Annotated in this window: 9 protein-coding genes; 6 read left to right on the forward strand and 3 right to left on the reverse strand. The window is 68.1% G+C overall.

What is annotated here, in order from left to right; translation table 11 throughout:
* The first annotated feature begins 1 nt into the window (after position 1).
* Positions 2-703, forward strand: a complete 702-nt coding sequence (locus AU198_RS20085; RefSeq protein WP_064350329.1) for a 2-C-methyl-D-erythritol 4-phosphate cytidylyltransferase — start codon at positions 2-4, stop codon at positions 701-703.
* Here AU198_RS20085 and AU198_RS20090 read toward each other — a convergent pair.
* On the reverse strand, positions 678-1,412 hold the full coding sequence (locus tag AU198_RS20090) for an IspD/TarI family cytidylyltransferase (protein ID WP_231744729.1): 735 nt from the start codon (positions 1,410-1,412) through the stop codon (positions 678-680). The genes AU198_RS20085 and AU198_RS20090 overlap by 26 nt on opposite strands.
* Positions 1,413-1,468: 56 nt before the next feature.
* On the opposite strand from AU198_RS20090, the gene AU198_RS20095 reads away from it, so the two are divergent.
* A complete protein-coding gene (locus tag AU198_RS20095; RefSeq protein WP_064350330.1) occupies positions 1,469-1,888 on the forward strand; it encodes a ChaB family protein in 420 nt (139 codons plus the stop codon).
* Positions 1,889-1,901: 13 nt separating this feature from the next.
* Here the strand turns inward: AU198_RS20095 and AU198_RS20100 are convergent, their stop codons facing one another.
* On the reverse strand, positions 1,902-3,173 hold the full coding sequence (locus tag AU198_RS20100; protein ID WP_064350331.1) for an MFS transporter: 1,272 nt from the start codon (positions 3,171-3,173) through the stop codon (positions 1,902-1,904).
* Positions 3,174-3,450: 277 nt separating this feature from the next.
* Here AU198_RS20100 and AU198_RS20105 point away from each other — a divergent pair, with 277 nt between their 5' ends.
* On the forward strand, positions 3,451-4,260 hold the full coding sequence (locus AU198_RS20105) for a MerR family transcriptional regulator (RefSeq protein ID WP_231744730.1): 810 nt from the start codon (positions 3,451-3,453) through the stop codon (positions 4,258-4,260).
* Here AU198_RS20105 and AU198_RS20110 read toward each other — a convergent pair.
* Positions 4,250-5,458, reverse strand: coding sequence for an ABC transporter substrate-binding protein (locus tag AU198_RS20110; protein WP_064350332.1), 1,209 nt, complete (start codon positions 5,456-5,458; stop codon positions 4,250-4,252). The two genes, AU198_RS20105 and AU198_RS20110, sit on opposite strands and share 11 nt — an antisense overlap.
* A gap of 208 nt (positions 5,459-5,666) precedes the next feature.
* Between AU198_RS20110 and AU198_RS20115 the strand changes: the two genes are divergently transcribed.
* The 3 genes from AU198_RS20115 (at position 5,667) to acpS (ending at position 16,537) form a co-directional block, all read left to right on the forward strand.
* Positions 5,667-6,353 (forward strand): DUF1906 domain-containing protein, encoded by a 687-nt coding sequence (locus tag AU198_RS20115; protein WP_064350333.1) that lies wholly within the window; start codon positions 5,667-5,669, stop codon positions 6,351-6,353.
* 526 nt (positions 6,354-6,879) lie between these two features.
* Positions 6,880-16,101 (forward strand): type I polyketide synthase, encoded by a 9,222-nt coding sequence (locus AU198_RS20120; protein ID WP_064350334.1) that lies wholly within the window; start codon positions 6,880-6,882, stop codon positions 16,099-16,101.
* Between the two features lie 43 nt (positions 16,102-16,144).
* Complete coding sequence (gene acpS, locus AU198_RS20125; RefSeq protein ID WP_064350335.1) at positions 16,145-16,537, forward strand: holo-ACP synthase AcpS; 393 nt, start codon at positions 16,145-16,147, stop codon at positions 16,535-16,537.
* Positions 16,538-16,568 lie beyond the last annotated feature (31 nt).

The raw sequence follows: 16,568 nt of genomic DNA on the forward strand, positions 1-16,568 counted from the left end.
CGTGACGGCGCTCCCCGGCCAATCCCTCGCGGCGGTGGTGACGGTGCCGGCCGCTGAAAACGCTGCCGCATCGCTCGAACCGGTGGCGGGCCGTTCGCCCCTGTCGCGCGTCGTGCACGACTGTCGCATGGCGGTCACCGGTCCCGCCGCGGTCGTGGTGGCGGTCGCCGAGCAGCTCGCTGACGTCGTACGCGCACAACTCGCTCACGACGGATCGGATGACATCGGCCTCGTGGTGATCGCCGACGCCGCCACCCGGGCGCAGTGCCTGGCCGCTGCGCTCGAAAGGGTTGTGGCCCAGCCGGTTTCGGCGTCACACGTGCTCGTCTACGATGTCCGGCAACCCCTGACCCCATCGGAGCTGCGGGATCGGGTCGTCGAGCACCTGAGGCGGGGGGCTTCCGCCGTGTTGCCGGTGCTGTCGGTCACCGACAGTGTGAAGGCGATCGACGAGCACGGTGTCGTCACCGCCTCACTGGATCGCTCGACGCTTCAGACCGTCCAATTCCCCCGAGGTTTCGCTGCTGAGCACCTCGGCCGGCTGATCGCCGGATCGGTCGGGGAGTTCGACGAGGCCGTCGAGTCGATCCGATCGGAGGTGCCGGTCGTTACGGTCGACGGCTACGCTGAGGCCGTCACGGTCGACCTGCCGCACGACGGCCCCCTCCTCGAGGCCGTCATCGCGAGCCGCGGCGCACGTTGAGGGTCCTCAACAGATGTTCGGCGGTTGCGATGTCGCGAGCGTAGGTCACTTTGATGTTGTGCGGCTCGCCCGGAAACGTCTGCACCGCAACATCGGTGAACGCCTCGACGCACGACGACGTGTCGGTGCCCTCGAAGCGGTGACGTTCTGAGCTGCGGTACGCGGCGAGCAGCGGTGCGGCCCGAAAGGCCTGCGGTGTCTGTGCCCGAACCAGCGTGGACCCGTCGGCCGGCCGCCGCAGCGCGGTGGTCACCACGTCCCGGAGTGGCAAAGCCGGGATCGCACCACCGGATCGGCGGGCGACCGCGAGCGCGCGGGTGAACATCTCGACGCCGGCCATCGGCCGCGCGGCGTCGTGGATGAGCACGACGTCGATGCGTCCGGACTCGATGTCGGTTTGCAGATGACGTAGAACGTTGAGCTCCGAACCGTGCCGGGTGTCGCCGCCCTCGACGAGTTCCACATCGGCGGTCGGCAATTCGCGTGCAACCATGTCCCGAGCCAGCGCCAGCTCGCCCTTACGGTGCACCAGCACGATGCGATCGACTTCCGGCACCTTCGTCAGCGTTTCGAGTGACCACGCGGCCATCGGCCGACCCGCGACAGGGAGATAGGCCTTGTTGCCGTCGGCGCCGACCCTGGTTCCCAGGCCGGCCGCGAGCACGACAGCCACAGCGGACGTCGGTGTTTCGGGCTCCTCGACGGTCACCCTCGTATCTTGGCACCGACCGTTTCGGCACGTCACAGCCCGGGTAGCCCTTTCGCATGCCCAAGACGACCAAGAGTGGCAGCGCCCGCAAGAGCGAGCTGCCCAGCACCCTGCAGAAGTCTGAGGCCAAGGCCCAGCGGACCTTCGCCAAGGCCCACGACGCCGCTGCCGAAGAGTACGGCGAGGGCGAACGCGCGCACCGCGTCGCCTACAGCGCGCTCAAGCACAGCTACGAGAAGGTGGGCGACCACTGGGAGGCGAAGTCCGAGAAGGGCCCGTCCGATCAGCGCGCACGCAGCGGCGGCCCGAACGCCAAGGGCGACACCGCCGAGGGCGTCGACGCCAACGCCTCCAAGAAGCACCTCATGGAAATCGCACGGCGCCTTGATGTTTCGGGCCGGTCGTCGATGACCAAGGACGAGCTCGTCTCGGCGATCAAGAAGGCCAACCGCCGCGAGACCGCCCGCGGCCGCTGACGGATCGTTCGACTCAGTCGCCGCCGCTGCGGGTGTCCAGCCCCTCCAACAGCATCCGCTCCTGCTCGATCCTCATCACCCGGCGTGCTTTGCCCCGGGTGATGAGGATGCCGACGACGGCGAACGCCCAGATCGCGTACTGCACGGTCCAGGCCAGCCGGAACGACTCGGACGAGAAGCCGCCGGTCGCGTCGAGGATGGCGCCCATCGCCTGCATCACCAGCAGCGAGGCGATGAAGCCGCCCATGTTGACCAGGCCGGACGCGGTGCCCAGCGTGGCACTGGGGTTGAAGGTGCGCGCGAAGTCGAAGCCGACCATCGAGCCGGGTCCGCCCACCGAGATCACGACTATCAGCACCACGAGCAGCCACAGCGGCGCCCTGCCGGGTAACGCCAGCACGACTGTCCAGATCAACGCGTTGCTGGCGATGATCGTCAGGACCAGACGGGAGCGCCGGTGTGGTCGGCGCCCGGTGAAGATGCCGATCAGCACCCCCGCCGAAATGGCGGCCACGACCGAGACCGTCAACATCAGCCCGGCCACGCCGGCCGACAGGCCCTGCGCGTTGGTCAGGTAGGGAACGCCCCACATCAGCGCGAACACGGTCACCGAGAACTGGGTGCCCATGTGGGTGAAGAACCCGAGTCGGGTGCCCGGCCGTAACCAGACGGTCTTGACGCTGGCCAGCGTCTCACGCACGGAGACGGTGCGGATGGCCACCGCGTTGCCGTGCGGGGTGTTCTTCACCAGCGCCGCGGTCAGGGCCATCGACAGGACGCCGACCGCGGCCACCGACACGTAGGCCGTCGTCCAGCCCCATGCATCCAGGACGGCGAAGAACGGAACCGCCGACAACACCTGGCCGAGCTGACCGCAGATCCCGGTCAGCTGTGTGACCAGCGGAACCTGGCGGGGGGTGAACCAGTGCGGCACGAGGCGCAGGACCGAGATGAATGTGAAGGCGTCGCCGAGACCGACCACCGCGCGTGCCCCGATGGCGGTGGGCAGCGATTCGGTGAACGCGAGCGTGAGTTGGCCGCCCGACATCAGCGCGGCGCCCGCCAGGATGAGCGTCTTGGAACCGAAGCGGTCCAGCAGTACCCCGGCGGGCACTTGCGCCGCGGCGTAGACGATGACCTGCAGCACGACGAACGTAGAAAGCACGCTCGGGCTGGCGTGAAACCGTTCTGCGGCATCGAGGCCGGACACGCCCAGCGTGGTGCGATCGAGAACCGCGACGATGTATGCCAGCAGGCCGGTGGCCCAGACGATCCAGGGACGCACACCGAACCTTTCTCGCCGGCGATTGATAAGTCTGACTTTTCCATGGTTCCGCACGGCCGTGCGACAACGCCAATCCCGCGGCGGTGAATTCGCTCACCGGTGTGACCACCGTGCCATACATAGTTGGCTGGCAACCCGACTCGTTCGCATGTTTTTTCCACGCGCGACAATAATCAGACCTGATAGGGGCGGTGCGCTCGGCCGCTTGGCCGACTGCGGTCAGCGGGACAGTAGTTCGCTGGCAAACCTCGGAGCCGTTACAGTGATCGCATGAAGCGTGGCGTGGGTCAGCCGGCGCGAGCTGCCGCCGGGGTTCGCGACGTTGGCTGAGTATCGCCTCAACGAGCTGGCGCAGATCTCCGGCGTCAGCGCCCGCAACATTCGTGCGTACCGTGAGCGTGGATTGCTGGACCCGCCTCGGCGGGTCGGCCGGTCGGCGTTCTACGACGACTACCACCTGTCGCAGTTGCGCACGATCAATCAACTGCATCGTCGCGGCTTCAGCTCCGCCCATATCGCCGAGTTCTTCGCCAGCCTGCGTGAGGGCGCAGATCTCGCCGACATCCTTGGAATCCAGCGGACCGTGCTGGGTCCGAAATCCGGAGCGGAGTCCGGGGACACACCGGCGGGCGCAGAGACGAGCGGGGTCGGGCCGGCGATCGGCGCCGACAGCGAGGAAGCGCGGCGACTGGTCGAATACGGCCTGGCGGAGGTCGTCGACGGCGTCGTCGTTCTGACCGATGTCGCGGTGCGAACGGCGGTGGCGCAGACGGCGGATCAACTCGGGTCCGTGCGCGCGCTGCTGCACATCGTCGAGGCCACCGGCGGGCCGGTCGACGCCTTGGCGACTCAGTTCGTCGAAGCCCTCGACGACTTCGTCGCGGCACGGCTCGGTGCGGACTACGCGCCGACGCCGGACAGCGGCGGTGAGTTCACGCGGACGGTGCGCGAGTACCGCGACCTGTGGACCAGCGTCGTGTCCACACGGCTGGAGGAGGCGCTACACCGCCAGATGTCCACCACCGCCGCGAACTACGGTGTGGGCAGCACGTTCGGACCTCATCAGCGCGGTCCGCTCACCCGGTGATCTGCTGCCATCTTCGGACCCACTCGTCGTAGTCGGTGCAGTCGTCGCCGCGGCCGTCGACGCACTTGCGCTGCGGTGTGGTCCAGTAGTGGATCTTGGCGGCGAATCTCGCATCGGTGGCGTGGTAGATGTCGCAGAAGTCGGGCTCGGTCGTGTACTCGCACGCCCGCGCGTTGGCGGGCGCCTCCCCGAAGAACTCGGCGGCCTCGGCGTTGACCTCCGGTGTCGAGATCCAGTTCAACCACTTGTACATGCAGTTCGGGTGCGCCGCTTTCGACGAGATCATCCAGGTGTCCGACCAACCGGTGGAACCCTCGATCGGTAGCACCGTGTTGACCGGAACCCTGTTGCGCGCGCCGATCGTGTTGGCGATCACCTGCCAGGTGGTGCCGATGACGGAGGCGCCGGACTCGAACGCCTCCACCTCCTTGAGATAGTCCGACCAGTACACGCCGACGTTCTTGCGTTGCTCGACGAGCAGTTGCACCGCGGCATCAAGCTGTCGGTCGTTTAGCGAATACGGATCTTCGATGCCCAGTTCGGGTCTCGTCTTCGACAGATACAGCGCCGCGTCGGCGATGTAGATGGGCGAGTCGTATGCGGTGACCTTGCCGCGGTATTTTTCGGCATCGTCGAAGACCGCAGCCCAGGAGTCCGGCGCGTCCTGCACGACCGCGATGTTGTACATCAGCAGGTTCGCGCCCCACCCGTGCGGGATGCCGTACATCCGACCGTCGACCGCATTCCACGGTTGGTCCTTGAGAAACGGAGAGATCGATTCGAAGTGGGGGACGAGTGCGGTGTTCACCGGAGCCACGTCGCCTGCGTAGATGAGGCGAAGGGTCGCGTCTCCGGAGGCCGACACCCCGTCGTATCGGCCGCTGCGCATCAACTGGACCATCTCGTCGGAGGTATCGCCGAGCGTCACCTCGGTCTGACATCCGGTCTGCCGTTCGAACGGCGTGACCCAGTCGGCTTGCGCGTTGTTCGAGCCGTCCTCGGCGTAGCCGGCCCAGGCGATCAGGTTGAGTCGGCCTTCGCCCTCGCCGACTGAGCTGAGCGGTTCCATGGTCGGCGGCTCCTGGCCGCCGGGGGAGCGTTGCGCGCGCGAACATCCGGTCGTCAGCGCGAAGACCAGAACGGCACTGCTGATGATGGTCAGACCCGCTCGCACGGCGGTGGCCGGCCTGCGCGCCATGGGTGCACTCCTGGGTCGATCGGCGGATCGTCGAACCGTGCCCCCGATGATTTCGTGTTTCGGCTTAGCTCGGCAACGCCGCGCCGCAACGCCGGGGATGACACCGCGGTTGCCCGTGAATCCGAGTGATTGTTGTGACTGCTGTCGTATCCTGTGGCGCGTGTCATTATCACGCCGGATACCGCGGCGAGCTGTCCTGAAGGGGGCGGTGGCTGCGCCTGCGGCGCTCGCTGTCGGCGCCGGTGTGCAGGCCGTCGCGGCCGCTCCTGTGCCAGCGGCGCCGCTCGGGATTCTTCTCGACTACGCCGCAGGTGTGCTCAAGGCCAGCGATATTCGGGCGGCGGGTGCCCTGGGGGCGATTCGATACGTGTCCGACCGGCGACCCGGCGGAGCCTGGATGCTGGGGAAGCCGATGCAGCTGGCAGAGGCGCGCGACCTGCACCAAGCCGGTCTCAAGATCGTGTCCTGCTATCAGTACGGCAAGAAGGACACCGCCGACTGGCTCGGCGGGCAGAACGCCGGTGTGGCCCACGCGAAACGCGGATGGGAGCTGCATGTCGCCGCCGGTGGCTCTCAAGGTGCGCCGATCTATGCATCGATCGATGACAATCCGACCTACGAGCAGTACAAACAGCAGGTGGTCCCGTACCTGCGTGGCTGGGAAGCCGTGGTGGGCAAGCAGCGCGTCGGCGTCTACGCCAACTCGAGGACGATCGAGTGGGCGCTGCAGGACGGCATCGGCACCTACTTCTGGCAGCACAACTGGGGCTCACCGGGGAAGGTCGCGCATGCGGCCGCCCACCTGCATCAGGTCGAGATCGACAGCCGGTCGATCGCAGGCGTCGGCGTGGACATCAACCACATCCTCAAGTCCCGATTTGGGCAATGGGACTAAACCTTACCGATCAGTAAGTACCTTCAGCAAACTTCTCTCGGTGGCCGACGGTGTCGAGAAGACAGATCACACCCGCCTGTCTCGTCTGAGCGCGGCGACGCCGCTGGTGAGACACGTCGAAAAATTCTTTATAACGATTTGATAACAAAACTGCCTTGATCAGGGCACTTCTGGCTACTCGACCGTAACCACCTTCATGCAGGACGTTTGTCCCGAATGCCTTCGGCGGGTGTCGAACCGCACGTTATCCAACGGCGGGTTACCCGAGCGTAGAACCCGTCAGTAACCATTTCGGGCGCGAAACCAAGCGCCCTTCTTATGACACTCTTAGTACGGCTGGAGTGCACGGAAGGCGGTTCGGCGGGGTTGCGAAAAACCTCGGGAGACCTCAGAGCCGCCCGACCGGACCCAGCCGGATTCGACGCCGAATCGCGTGGCGCCGTGGCAGGGAGGCCGGGAGCCATCGGAGCTTCTGAGACGACAGCCGACGACGAGCATGACGCGGGACAGAGGGAGAAAACAAGACGTGACGATCAACGAGCAGCACCGGGTGACCACCGACCGCACCGCGGGAGCGGCCCATGCCGGTAATCAGGCCCTCGTCGATCGACTGAACTCCGGTGAGCCCTACGCCGTGGCCTTCGGTGGCCAGGGTGGCTCGTGGCTGGAGAACCTCGAGGAGTTGGTCAGCTCGGCCGGTATCGAGTCGGAGCTCAGCGAGGTGGTCGGGGAGGCCGCGCTCCTCCTCGAGCCGGTGGCACGCGAACTGGTCGTGGTGCGCCCGATCGGTTTCGAGCCGCTGCAGTGGGTGCGTGCGCTGGCCGCCGACGAGCCGCTGCCCGCGACCAAGCAACTCATCACCGCGGCCATCTCCGGACCGGGCATCCTGTTGGCGCAGATGGCCGCGATCCGCGCCGCCGTCCGCCAGGGGCTCGATCTGCACGGCGCCCCGCCGGTCGCGATGGCCGGGCACTCGCAGGGGATCATGGCCTGCGAGTCCTTGCGGTCGCGAGGCGCCAAAGACGCCGAACTCCTGGCGCTGCTGCAGCTGATCGGGGCGGCCGGGTCCTTGGTGTCCCGTCGGCGCGGCATGGTCGGGCGCGGCGACAAGTCGCCGATGGTGTCGGTGACCAACGTCGATCCGGACCGCATCGCCGAGCTTCTCGAAGAGTTCTCCCAAGATGTACGCACGGTGCTGCCGCCGGTTCTGTCGATCCGCAACGGCAGGCGTTCGGTCGTCATCACCGGCACCCCCGAGCAGCTCGGGCGGTTCGAGCTCTACTGCTCGAAGATCACCGAGAAGGAAGAGGCCGAGCGCAAGAACAAGGTTCGCGGTGGCGCGATCTTCAGCCCGGTCTTCCACGGCGTGCAGGTCGAGGTCGGCTTCCATACGCCGCGGCTGGCAGACGGCGTCGAGGTGGTCGACGGCTGGGCGGCCCAATGCGGCATCGACCCCGATCTCGCCCACGAGATGACCGAGGCGATCTTCGTGCGCCCGATCGACTGGGTCGCCGAGGTGGAGCGGCTGCACGAGGCGGGCGCGAAGTGGATCGTCGACCTCGGCCCCAGTGACACCGTGACGCGGCTGACCGCCCCGATCATCCGGGGGCTGGGCGTGGGCATCGTGCCCGCGGCCACCCGGGTGGGACAGCGCAACCTGTTCACGATCGGCGCCGAGCCCGAGGTCCCGCCGGCGTGGTCGAGCTACGCGCCGACCACCGTGGCGCTGCCCGACGGTTCGGTGAAGCTGTCGACGAAGTTCACCCGCCTCACCGGGCGTTCGCCGATCCTACTTGCGGGCATGACCCCGACGACCGTCGACGCCAAGATCGTCGCGGCCGCAGCCAATGCCGGGCACTGGGCCGAACTCGCCGGCGGCGGGCAGGTCACCGAGGAGATCTTCGAAGACCGCATCGCCGAGCTCACCACGTTGCTCGAGCCGGGCCGCGCCGTCCAGTTCAACTCGCTGTTCCTCGATCCCTACCTGTGGAAGCTGCAGCTGGGCGGCAAGCGCCTGGTGCAGCGGGCCCGCCAGTCGGGTGCGCCCATAGACGGTGTCGTTGTCTCCGCGGGCATCCCCGAGTTGGAGGAGGCCGTCGAGCTCATCGACGAACTGAATACCGTCGGCATCAAGCACGTGGTGTTCAAGCCCGGCACGGTCGACCAGATCAAGTCGGTCATCAAGATCGCCGCCGAGGTGCCGAGCAAGGACGTCATCGTGCACATCGAGGGCGGTCGCGCCGGTGGGCACCACTCGTGGGAAGACCTCGACGACCTGCTCCTGAGCACCTACGGCGAGCTGCGCAAGCTGTCGAACATCACCGTCTGCGTGGGGGGCGGAATCGGCACCCCGGAGCGCGCGGCCGAGTACCTGTCCGGACGCTGGGCCACCGAATACGGTTTCCCGGCCATGCCGGTCGACGGCATCCTCGTGGGTACCGCGGCGATGGCGACGTTGGAGGCCACCACATCCCCGGCCGTCAAGCAGATGTTGGTCGAGACCACCGGGACAGACCACTGGATCAGCGCCGGAAAGGCCCAGGGCGGCATGGCTTCCAGCCGCAGCCAGCTCGGTGCGGACATCCACGAGATCGACAACGCCGCCTCGCGCTGCGGCCGGCTGCTCGACGAGGTCGCCGGTGACGCCGAAGCGGTGGCCGAGCGGCGCGACGAGATCATCGCGGCGATGGCGACCACCTGCAAGCCGTACTTCGGCGACATCGGGCAGATGACCTACCTGCAGTGGCTGCAGCGCTACGTCGAGTTGGCCATCGGTGACGATGACAGCACCGCCGACACCAAACTGCCCGGCAGTCCCTGGTTGGCCGACACCTGGCGCGAGCGGTTCTCCGATATGTTGCACCGTGCCGAAGCCCGCCTCCATCCGCATGACTCGGGCCCGATCCCGACGCTGTTCAATGACGCTGCGCTGCTGGACGATCCGGCCCGCTCGATCGAGATCCTGGTGGCGCGTTACCCGGAGGCCGAAGCGCTGCGGCTGCACCCGGCCGATGTGCCGTGGTTCGTCACGCTGTGCAAGAAGCCGGGTAAGCCGGTGAACTTCGTCCCGGTGATCGACAAGGACGTTCGGCGGTGGTGGCGCAGTGACTCGTTGTGGCAGGCCCACGACGCCCGCTACACCGCCGACCAGGTGTGCATCATTCCCGGTACCCAGGCCGTCGCGGGAATCACCCGCGTCGACGAGCCGGTCGGTGAACTGCTCGACCGCTTCGAGCAGGCCGCCATCGACGAGGCGGTGGCCGTCAACGGGCAGCCCGTGCCGGTGGTCTCGCGCCGGCAGGCACGGGCCGACGTCACCGGTCCGCTTGCGGTGGTGCTGGATTCGCCCGACGTGTTGTGGGCCGGCCGCGTCGCGATCAACCCGGTCCATCGGATCGGCGCTCCCGACGAATGGCAGGCCAACGAGAACCGGAACGCAACCCACCCGTCCACCGGCGCCCGCCTCGAGCTCAGCGGTGAGCGCGTGACGCTGAGCGTCCCGCTGTCCGACATCTGGATCGACATCCCGTTCACGCTGCCCTCATGCACCGTCAACGGCGGCATGCCGGTCGTCACCGTCGAAGATGCTTCGGCCGCAATGCGTTCCGTGCTCGCCATCGCCGCCGGTGTGGACGGACCCGACGCCCTGCCCCCGGTGCACGACAACACCGCGACGGTGACCGCGGACTGGGATCCCGAACGGGTCGCCGACCACACCGGCGTCACCGCCGCGTTCGGTGCGCCGCTGGCGCCGGGCCTGACGCTGGTGCCCGACGCGCTCGTCGGCTACTGCTGGCCCGCGGTGTTCGCGGCGATCGGCGCGGCCGTCACCGACGATGGTTTCCCCGTCGTGGAGGGCCTGCTGAGCCTGGTCCACCTCGATCACGCGGCGCATCTGTTGACGCAGATGCCCAAGGAGCGGGCCGAATTGACCGTCACCGCAACGGCTTCGGCGGCCAGCGACACCGAGTATGGCCGAGTCGTACCCGTGTCGGTGCAGATCCGTGATGGAGAGGGCACGCTGCTGGCCGAGCTCGAGGAACGGTTCGCGATCCGCGGACGCACCGGCGCCGCCGAACTGGGCGACCCGCCGCGCGCCGGCGGTGCGATCACCGACAATGCGACCGACACCCAGCGTCGTCGCCGTCGTGACGTGACGGTCACCGCACCCACGGACATGAGCGCGTTCGCTGTCGTGTCGGGGGATCACAACCCCATCCACACCGACCGCGCCGCCGCCCTGCTCGCGGGCCTCAAATCGCCCATCGTGCACGGCATGTGGCTATCGGCCGCGGCTCAGCACGTGGTGGCCGCGACCGACGGCAGGCCCGCCCCGCCGGCGAGGGTGGTCGGCTGGACGTCGCGGTTCCTGGGCATGGTGCTGCCGGGCGACGACATCGAGTTCCGCGTCGACCGAGTCGGAATCGACCGCGGCGCCGAGATTCTCGAGATCAGCGCCAAGGTCGCCGGTGAGCTCGTGATGTCGGCGACGGCGCAGCTGGCCGCGCCCAAGACCGTCTACGCCTTCCCCGGCCAGGGCATCCAGCACAAAGGCATGGGCATGGAGGTGCGGGCCCGGTCGAAGGCGGCCCGCAAGGTGTGGGACAGCGCCGACAAGTTCACCCGCGAGACGCTGGGCTTCTCGGTGCTGCACGTGGTGCGTGACAACCCGACCAGCCTGATCGCCAGCGGTGTGCACTACCACCATCCCGACGGTGTGCTGTTCCTGACGCAGTTCACCCAGGTCGCGATGGCGACCGTGGCCGCCGCCCAGGTCGCCGAGATGCGGGAGCAGGGCGCGTTCGTCGAGGGCGCGATCGCCTGCGGTCACTCCGTCGGCGAGTACACCGCGCTCGCGTGTGTCAGCGGCGTCTACGAGCTCGAGGCGCTGCTCGAGGTGGTTTTCCACCGCGGCAGCAAGATGCACGACATCGTGCCGCGCGACCACCTCGGCCGGTCGAACTACCGGCTGGCCGCGATCCGGCCATCCCAGATCGACCTGGACGACGCCGACGTCAAACAATTTGTTGCTGACGTCTCCCGGAGCACTGGTGAATTTCTAGAAATCGTGAACTTCAACCTGCGCGGTTCGCAGTACGCGATCGCCGGCACCGTGCGCGGCCTCGAAGCGCTCGAGGAGGAGGTCGAGCGACGCCGCGAAATCAGCGGCGGCAAGCGTTCATTCATCCTGGTACCGGGCATCGACGTGCCCTTCCACTCCTCGGTGCTGCGGGTCGGCGTCGCCGACTTCCGCCGCTCCCTGGAGCGGGTGATGCCGCGCGATCAGGACCCGGATCTGATCATCGGGAAGTACATCCCGAACCTGGTGCCGCGGCCCTTCACGCTCGATCGCGACTTCATTCAGGAGATCCGGGATCTGGTCCCGGCCGAGCCGCTCGACGAGATCCTCGCCGACTACGACACCTGGCGAAACGAGAAGCCGCGCGAGCTGTGCCGCAAGATCGTCATCGAACTGCTGGCATGGCAGTTCGCCAGCCCGGTGCGCTGGATCGAGACCCAGGACCTGCTGTTCATCGAGGAGGCCGCGGGCGGTCTGGGGATCGAGCGCTTCGTCGAGATCGGCGTGAAATCCGCGCCGACGGTCGCGGGGCTGGCCGCCAACACGTTGAAGTTGCCCGAATACTCGCACAGCACAACCGAAGTGCTGAACTCGGAGCGTGACGCGGCGGTGCTGTTCGCCACCGACACCGACCCGGAGCCCGAACTCGACGACACACCGGCACCCGCGGCCGAGCCCGCCGCACCCGACGAGGCGGCCGCACCGGCCGCCCCGGCGCCGGCGCCGGCAGCACCCGCCGGTGGGCCCCGTCCGGACGATCTGACGTTCGACGCGGCCGACGCCACCATGGCTCTTATCGCGCTGTCGGCCAAGATGCGCATCGACCAGATCGAACCGCTGGACTCCATCGAGTCGATCACCGACGGTGCGTCGTCGCGGCGTAACCAGCTGCTGGTGGACCTCGGTTCTGAGCTCAATCTCGGCGCCATCGATGGGGCGGGCGAAGCCGACCTGGCCGCGTTGAAGGGTCAGGTCACCAAGCTGGCCAGGACCTACAAGCCGTTCGGCCCCGTGATGTCCGACTCGGTCAACGACCAGCTGCGCACGGTCTTCGGACCGTCGGGTAAGCGTCCGGCCTACATCGGCGAGCGGGTCACCAAGACCTGGGAGCTGGGCCCGGGCTGGATCAAGCACGTGACCGTCGAGGTGGCGTTGGGGACCCGCGAAGGGACCAGCGTGCGCGGTGGCGAGTTGGGCGGCCTGCACGAGGGCGCGCTGGCCGACGCGGGGACCGTCGACAAGGTCATCGACAGCGCGGTCGCCTCGGTGGCGGCCCGTCGCGGTGTGGCGGTGTCGCTGCCGTCGGCGGCGGGAAGCAGTGGGGGCGTGGTGGACTCCGCCGCGCTGACCGAGTTCGCCGAACGGGTCACCGGCCGCGACGGCGTGCTGGCCTCGGCGGCGCGGATGATCCTGGGTCAACTCGGCCTCGACACCCCGGTGCCGGTGCCGGAAGCCAGCGACGCCGAGCTCATCGATCTGGTCACCGCCGAACTGGGTTCGGACTGGCCGCGTCTGGTGGCGCCGGTGTTCGACGGCCGCAAGGCGGTGCTCTTCGACGACCGCTGGGCCAGCGCCCGCGAGGATCTGGCCCGGCTGTGGTTGTACGACGAGGACGAGATCGACAGGGACTGGCAGCGACTCTCGGAACGCTTCGAGGGCGCCGGCCACGTGGTCGGAACGCAGGCCACCTGGTGGCAGGGCAAGGCGCTGGCGGCGGGTCGCAACATCCACGCCTCGCTGTACGGGCGCGCGGCCGCGGGTGCCGAGAACCCGGACACCGGCCGCTACCACCACGAGGTCGCCGTCGTCACGGGCGCGTCCAAGGGCTCGATCGCCGCGTCGGTGGTCGCACAGTTGCTCGACGGCGGTGCCACCGTCATCGCGACGACGTCCAAACTGGACGACGACCGGCTGGCGTTCTACCGCACCCTCTACCGCGACCACGCCCGCTGGAACGCCAAGTTGTGGGTGGTGCCCGCCAACATGGCCTCCTACACCGACATCGACGCGCTGGTTCAGTGGGTCGGCACCGAGCAGACCGAAAGCCTTGGGCCGCAGTCGATCCACATCAAGGATGCTCAGACGCCGACGCTGCTGTTCCCGTTCGCCGCGCCGCGGGTGGCAGGCGACCTGTCCGATGCCGGGTCGCGCGCCGAGATGGAGATGAAGGTGTTGTTGTGGGCCGTGCAGCGGCTGATCGCCGGCCTGTCCCACATCGGCGCCGAGCGCGACATCGCCGCACGCCTGCACGTCGTGCTGCCCGGCTCACCGAACCGCGGCATGTTCGGTGGTGACGGCGCCTACGGCGAGGCGAAGTCCTCGCTCGACGCGCTGGTCTCGCGGTGGAAGGCCGAATCGTCGTGGGCGCAGCGGGTCTCGCTCGCGCACGCGCTGATCGGCTGGACCAAGGGCACGGGCCTGATGGGCCACAACGACGCGATCGTCGGTGCGGTCGAAGAGGCCGGTGTGCGCACGTTCACCACCGACGAGATGGCGGGCATGCTGCTCGGGCTGTGCGACATCGAGGCCAAGGTGGCCGCGGCGCGTGAGCCGCTGCAGGCGGACTTCACCGGCGGGCTGGCCGATGTCGACATCGACATGGCCGAGCTGGCCGCCAAGGCCCGCGAAGAGATGGTGACCGAAAGCCACACCGAGGAAACCGATCCCGAGGGCACCGTGCGTGCCCTGCCGTCGCCGCCACGCGGTTACAAGTCCGCGCCGGCGCCCGAGTGGGCCGACCTCGACATCGATCCCGCGGACATGGTGGTGATCGTCGGCGGCGCCGAACTCGGGCCGTACGGTTCCTCGCGCACCCGTTTCGAGATGGAGGTCGAGAACGAGTTGTCGGCCGCCGGCGTTCTCGAGCTGGCGTGGACGACCGGACTGGTCAAGTGGGAGGACGATCCCACACCGGGCTGGTACGACACCGAAACCGGCGAGCTGGTCGACGAGGGCGAGTTGGTGGAGCGTTACCACGACGCCGTGGTCGAGCGGGTCGGCATCCGGGAGTGGGTCGACGACGGAGCGATCGACCCGGATCACGCGTCGCCGCTTCTGGTTTCGGTCTTCCTCGACAAGGACTTCACCTTCGTCGTGTCGTCGGAGGCCGAGGCCCGCGGATTCCTGACGTTCGATCCGGAGCACACCGTGATCGCCCCGGTGCCCGACAGCGGCGACTGGCAGGTGACCCGCAAGGCGGGCACCGAGGTTCGGGTTCCGCGCAAGGTCAAGCTGTCCCGCACTGTCGGCGCGCAGATTCCGACCGGATTCGACCCGATGGTGTACGGCGTCAGCCAGGAGATGATGAACTCCATTGACCGGCTGGCGATCTGGAACCTCGTCACCACAGTCGACGCGTTCCTGTCGGCGGGCTTCACCCCGAGCGAGCTGATGCGCTGGGTGCATCCGAGCCTGGTGGCCAGCACGCAGGGCACCGGCATGGGCGGTATGACGTCGATGCAGACCATGTACCACGGCAACCTGTTGGGCCGTAACAAGCCGAACGACATCCTGCAGGAGGTCCTGCCGAACGTCATCGCCGGACACGTCGTCCAGAGCTATGTCGGCAGTTACGGGGCGATGATCCACCCGGTCGGGGCCTGCGCGACGGCGGCGATCTCGGTCGAGGAGGGCGTCGACAAGATCAAGTTGGGCAAGGCCGAGTTCGTGGTCGCGGGCGGATACGACGACACGACACTCGAGGCGGTCATCGGGTTCGGCGACATGGCCGCGACCGCGGACACCGCGATGATGCGTGCGCGTGGCATCAGCGACTCGAAGTTCTCCCGCGCCAACGATCGTCGTCGGCTCGGGTTCGTCGAGGGGCAGGGCGGTGGGACCATCCTGCTGGCCCGCGGTGATCTCGCGCTCAAGATGGGGCTGCCCGTGCTCGCCGTGGTGGGTTACGTGTCGTCGTTCGGCGACGGTGTGCACACCTCGATCCCGGCGCCCGGCCTCGGTGCGCTGGCCGCCGGCCGCGGCGGTCGCAAGTCGCAGCTGGCGAGTTCGCTGGCCGAGCTCGGCGTCGGACCCGACGACATCGCGGTGGTGTCCAAGCACGACACGTCCACGTTGGCCAACGATCCCAACGAGACCGAGCTGCACGAGCGGCTCGCCGACGCGCTGGGCCGCTCCGAGGGCGCACCGCTGTTCGTGGTGTCGCAGAAGAGCCTGACCGGTCACTCCAAGGGCGGCGCGGCAGCGTTCCAGATGATGGGGCTGTGCCAGATCCTGCGTGACGGCGTCATTCCGCCCAACCGCAGCCTGGACTGTGTCGACGACGAGCTCGCCGGTTCCGCGCACATGGTGTGGTTGCGGGAGACCCTGCACTTCGGCGGCTCGTTCCCGCTCAAGGCGGGGCTGATCACCAGCCTGGGCTTCGGCCACGTGTCCGGTCTGATCGCGCTGGTGCACCCGCAGGCCTTCCTGGCCGCGCTGAGCCCCGAGCAGCGGGCGGACTACAAGCAGCGTGCGGATGCCCGGGTGCTGGCCGGCCAACACCGGCTCGCATCGGCGATCGCCGGCGGCAAGTCGCTGTACGAGAGGCCGGCCGACCGCCGGTTCGGCCACGACGCACCTGAGAAGCGGCAGGAAGCCGACATGCTTCTCGATCCGGCGTCGCGGCTCGGCGACGACGACGTGTACGTGCCCGGCGGAAGCGGGCGATGAACGCTTGCCCGACCAGCGAAGGGTATGAGATAGCGTTCGGCCCATGGCGATAGTCGGGGTGGGGATCGATCTGGTCTCCATTCCCGAGTTCGCCGAACAGGTCGACCAGCCCGGGACGGTCTTCGCCGAGACGTTCACCCCCGGTGAGCGGCGCGACGCCGCCGACAAGAGTTCGTCGGCGGCGCGGCATCTGGCCGCGCGCTGGGCGGCCAAGGAGGCCGTCATCAAGGCGTGGTCGGGGTCGCGGTTCGCCAAGCGGCCGGTGCTGCCCGAGGGTATCCACCGCGACATCGAGGTCATCACCGACATGTGGGGTCGGCCGAAGGTGCGATTGTCGGGCGCGATCGCCGAGCACTTGAAGAACGTGACGATCCACTTGTCGTTGACCCACGAGGCCGACACCGCCGCGGCGGTCGCCATCCTCGAGGAGCGCTGACCCAAACTTCCGCGAGCGACCGCGTCTGCAC

The sequence above is a fragment of the Mycobacterium sp. GA-1199 genome, assembly GCF_001500045.1.
Taxonomy (GTDB): Bacteria; Actinomycetota; Actinomycetes; order Mycobacteriales; family Mycobacteriaceae; genus Mycobacterium.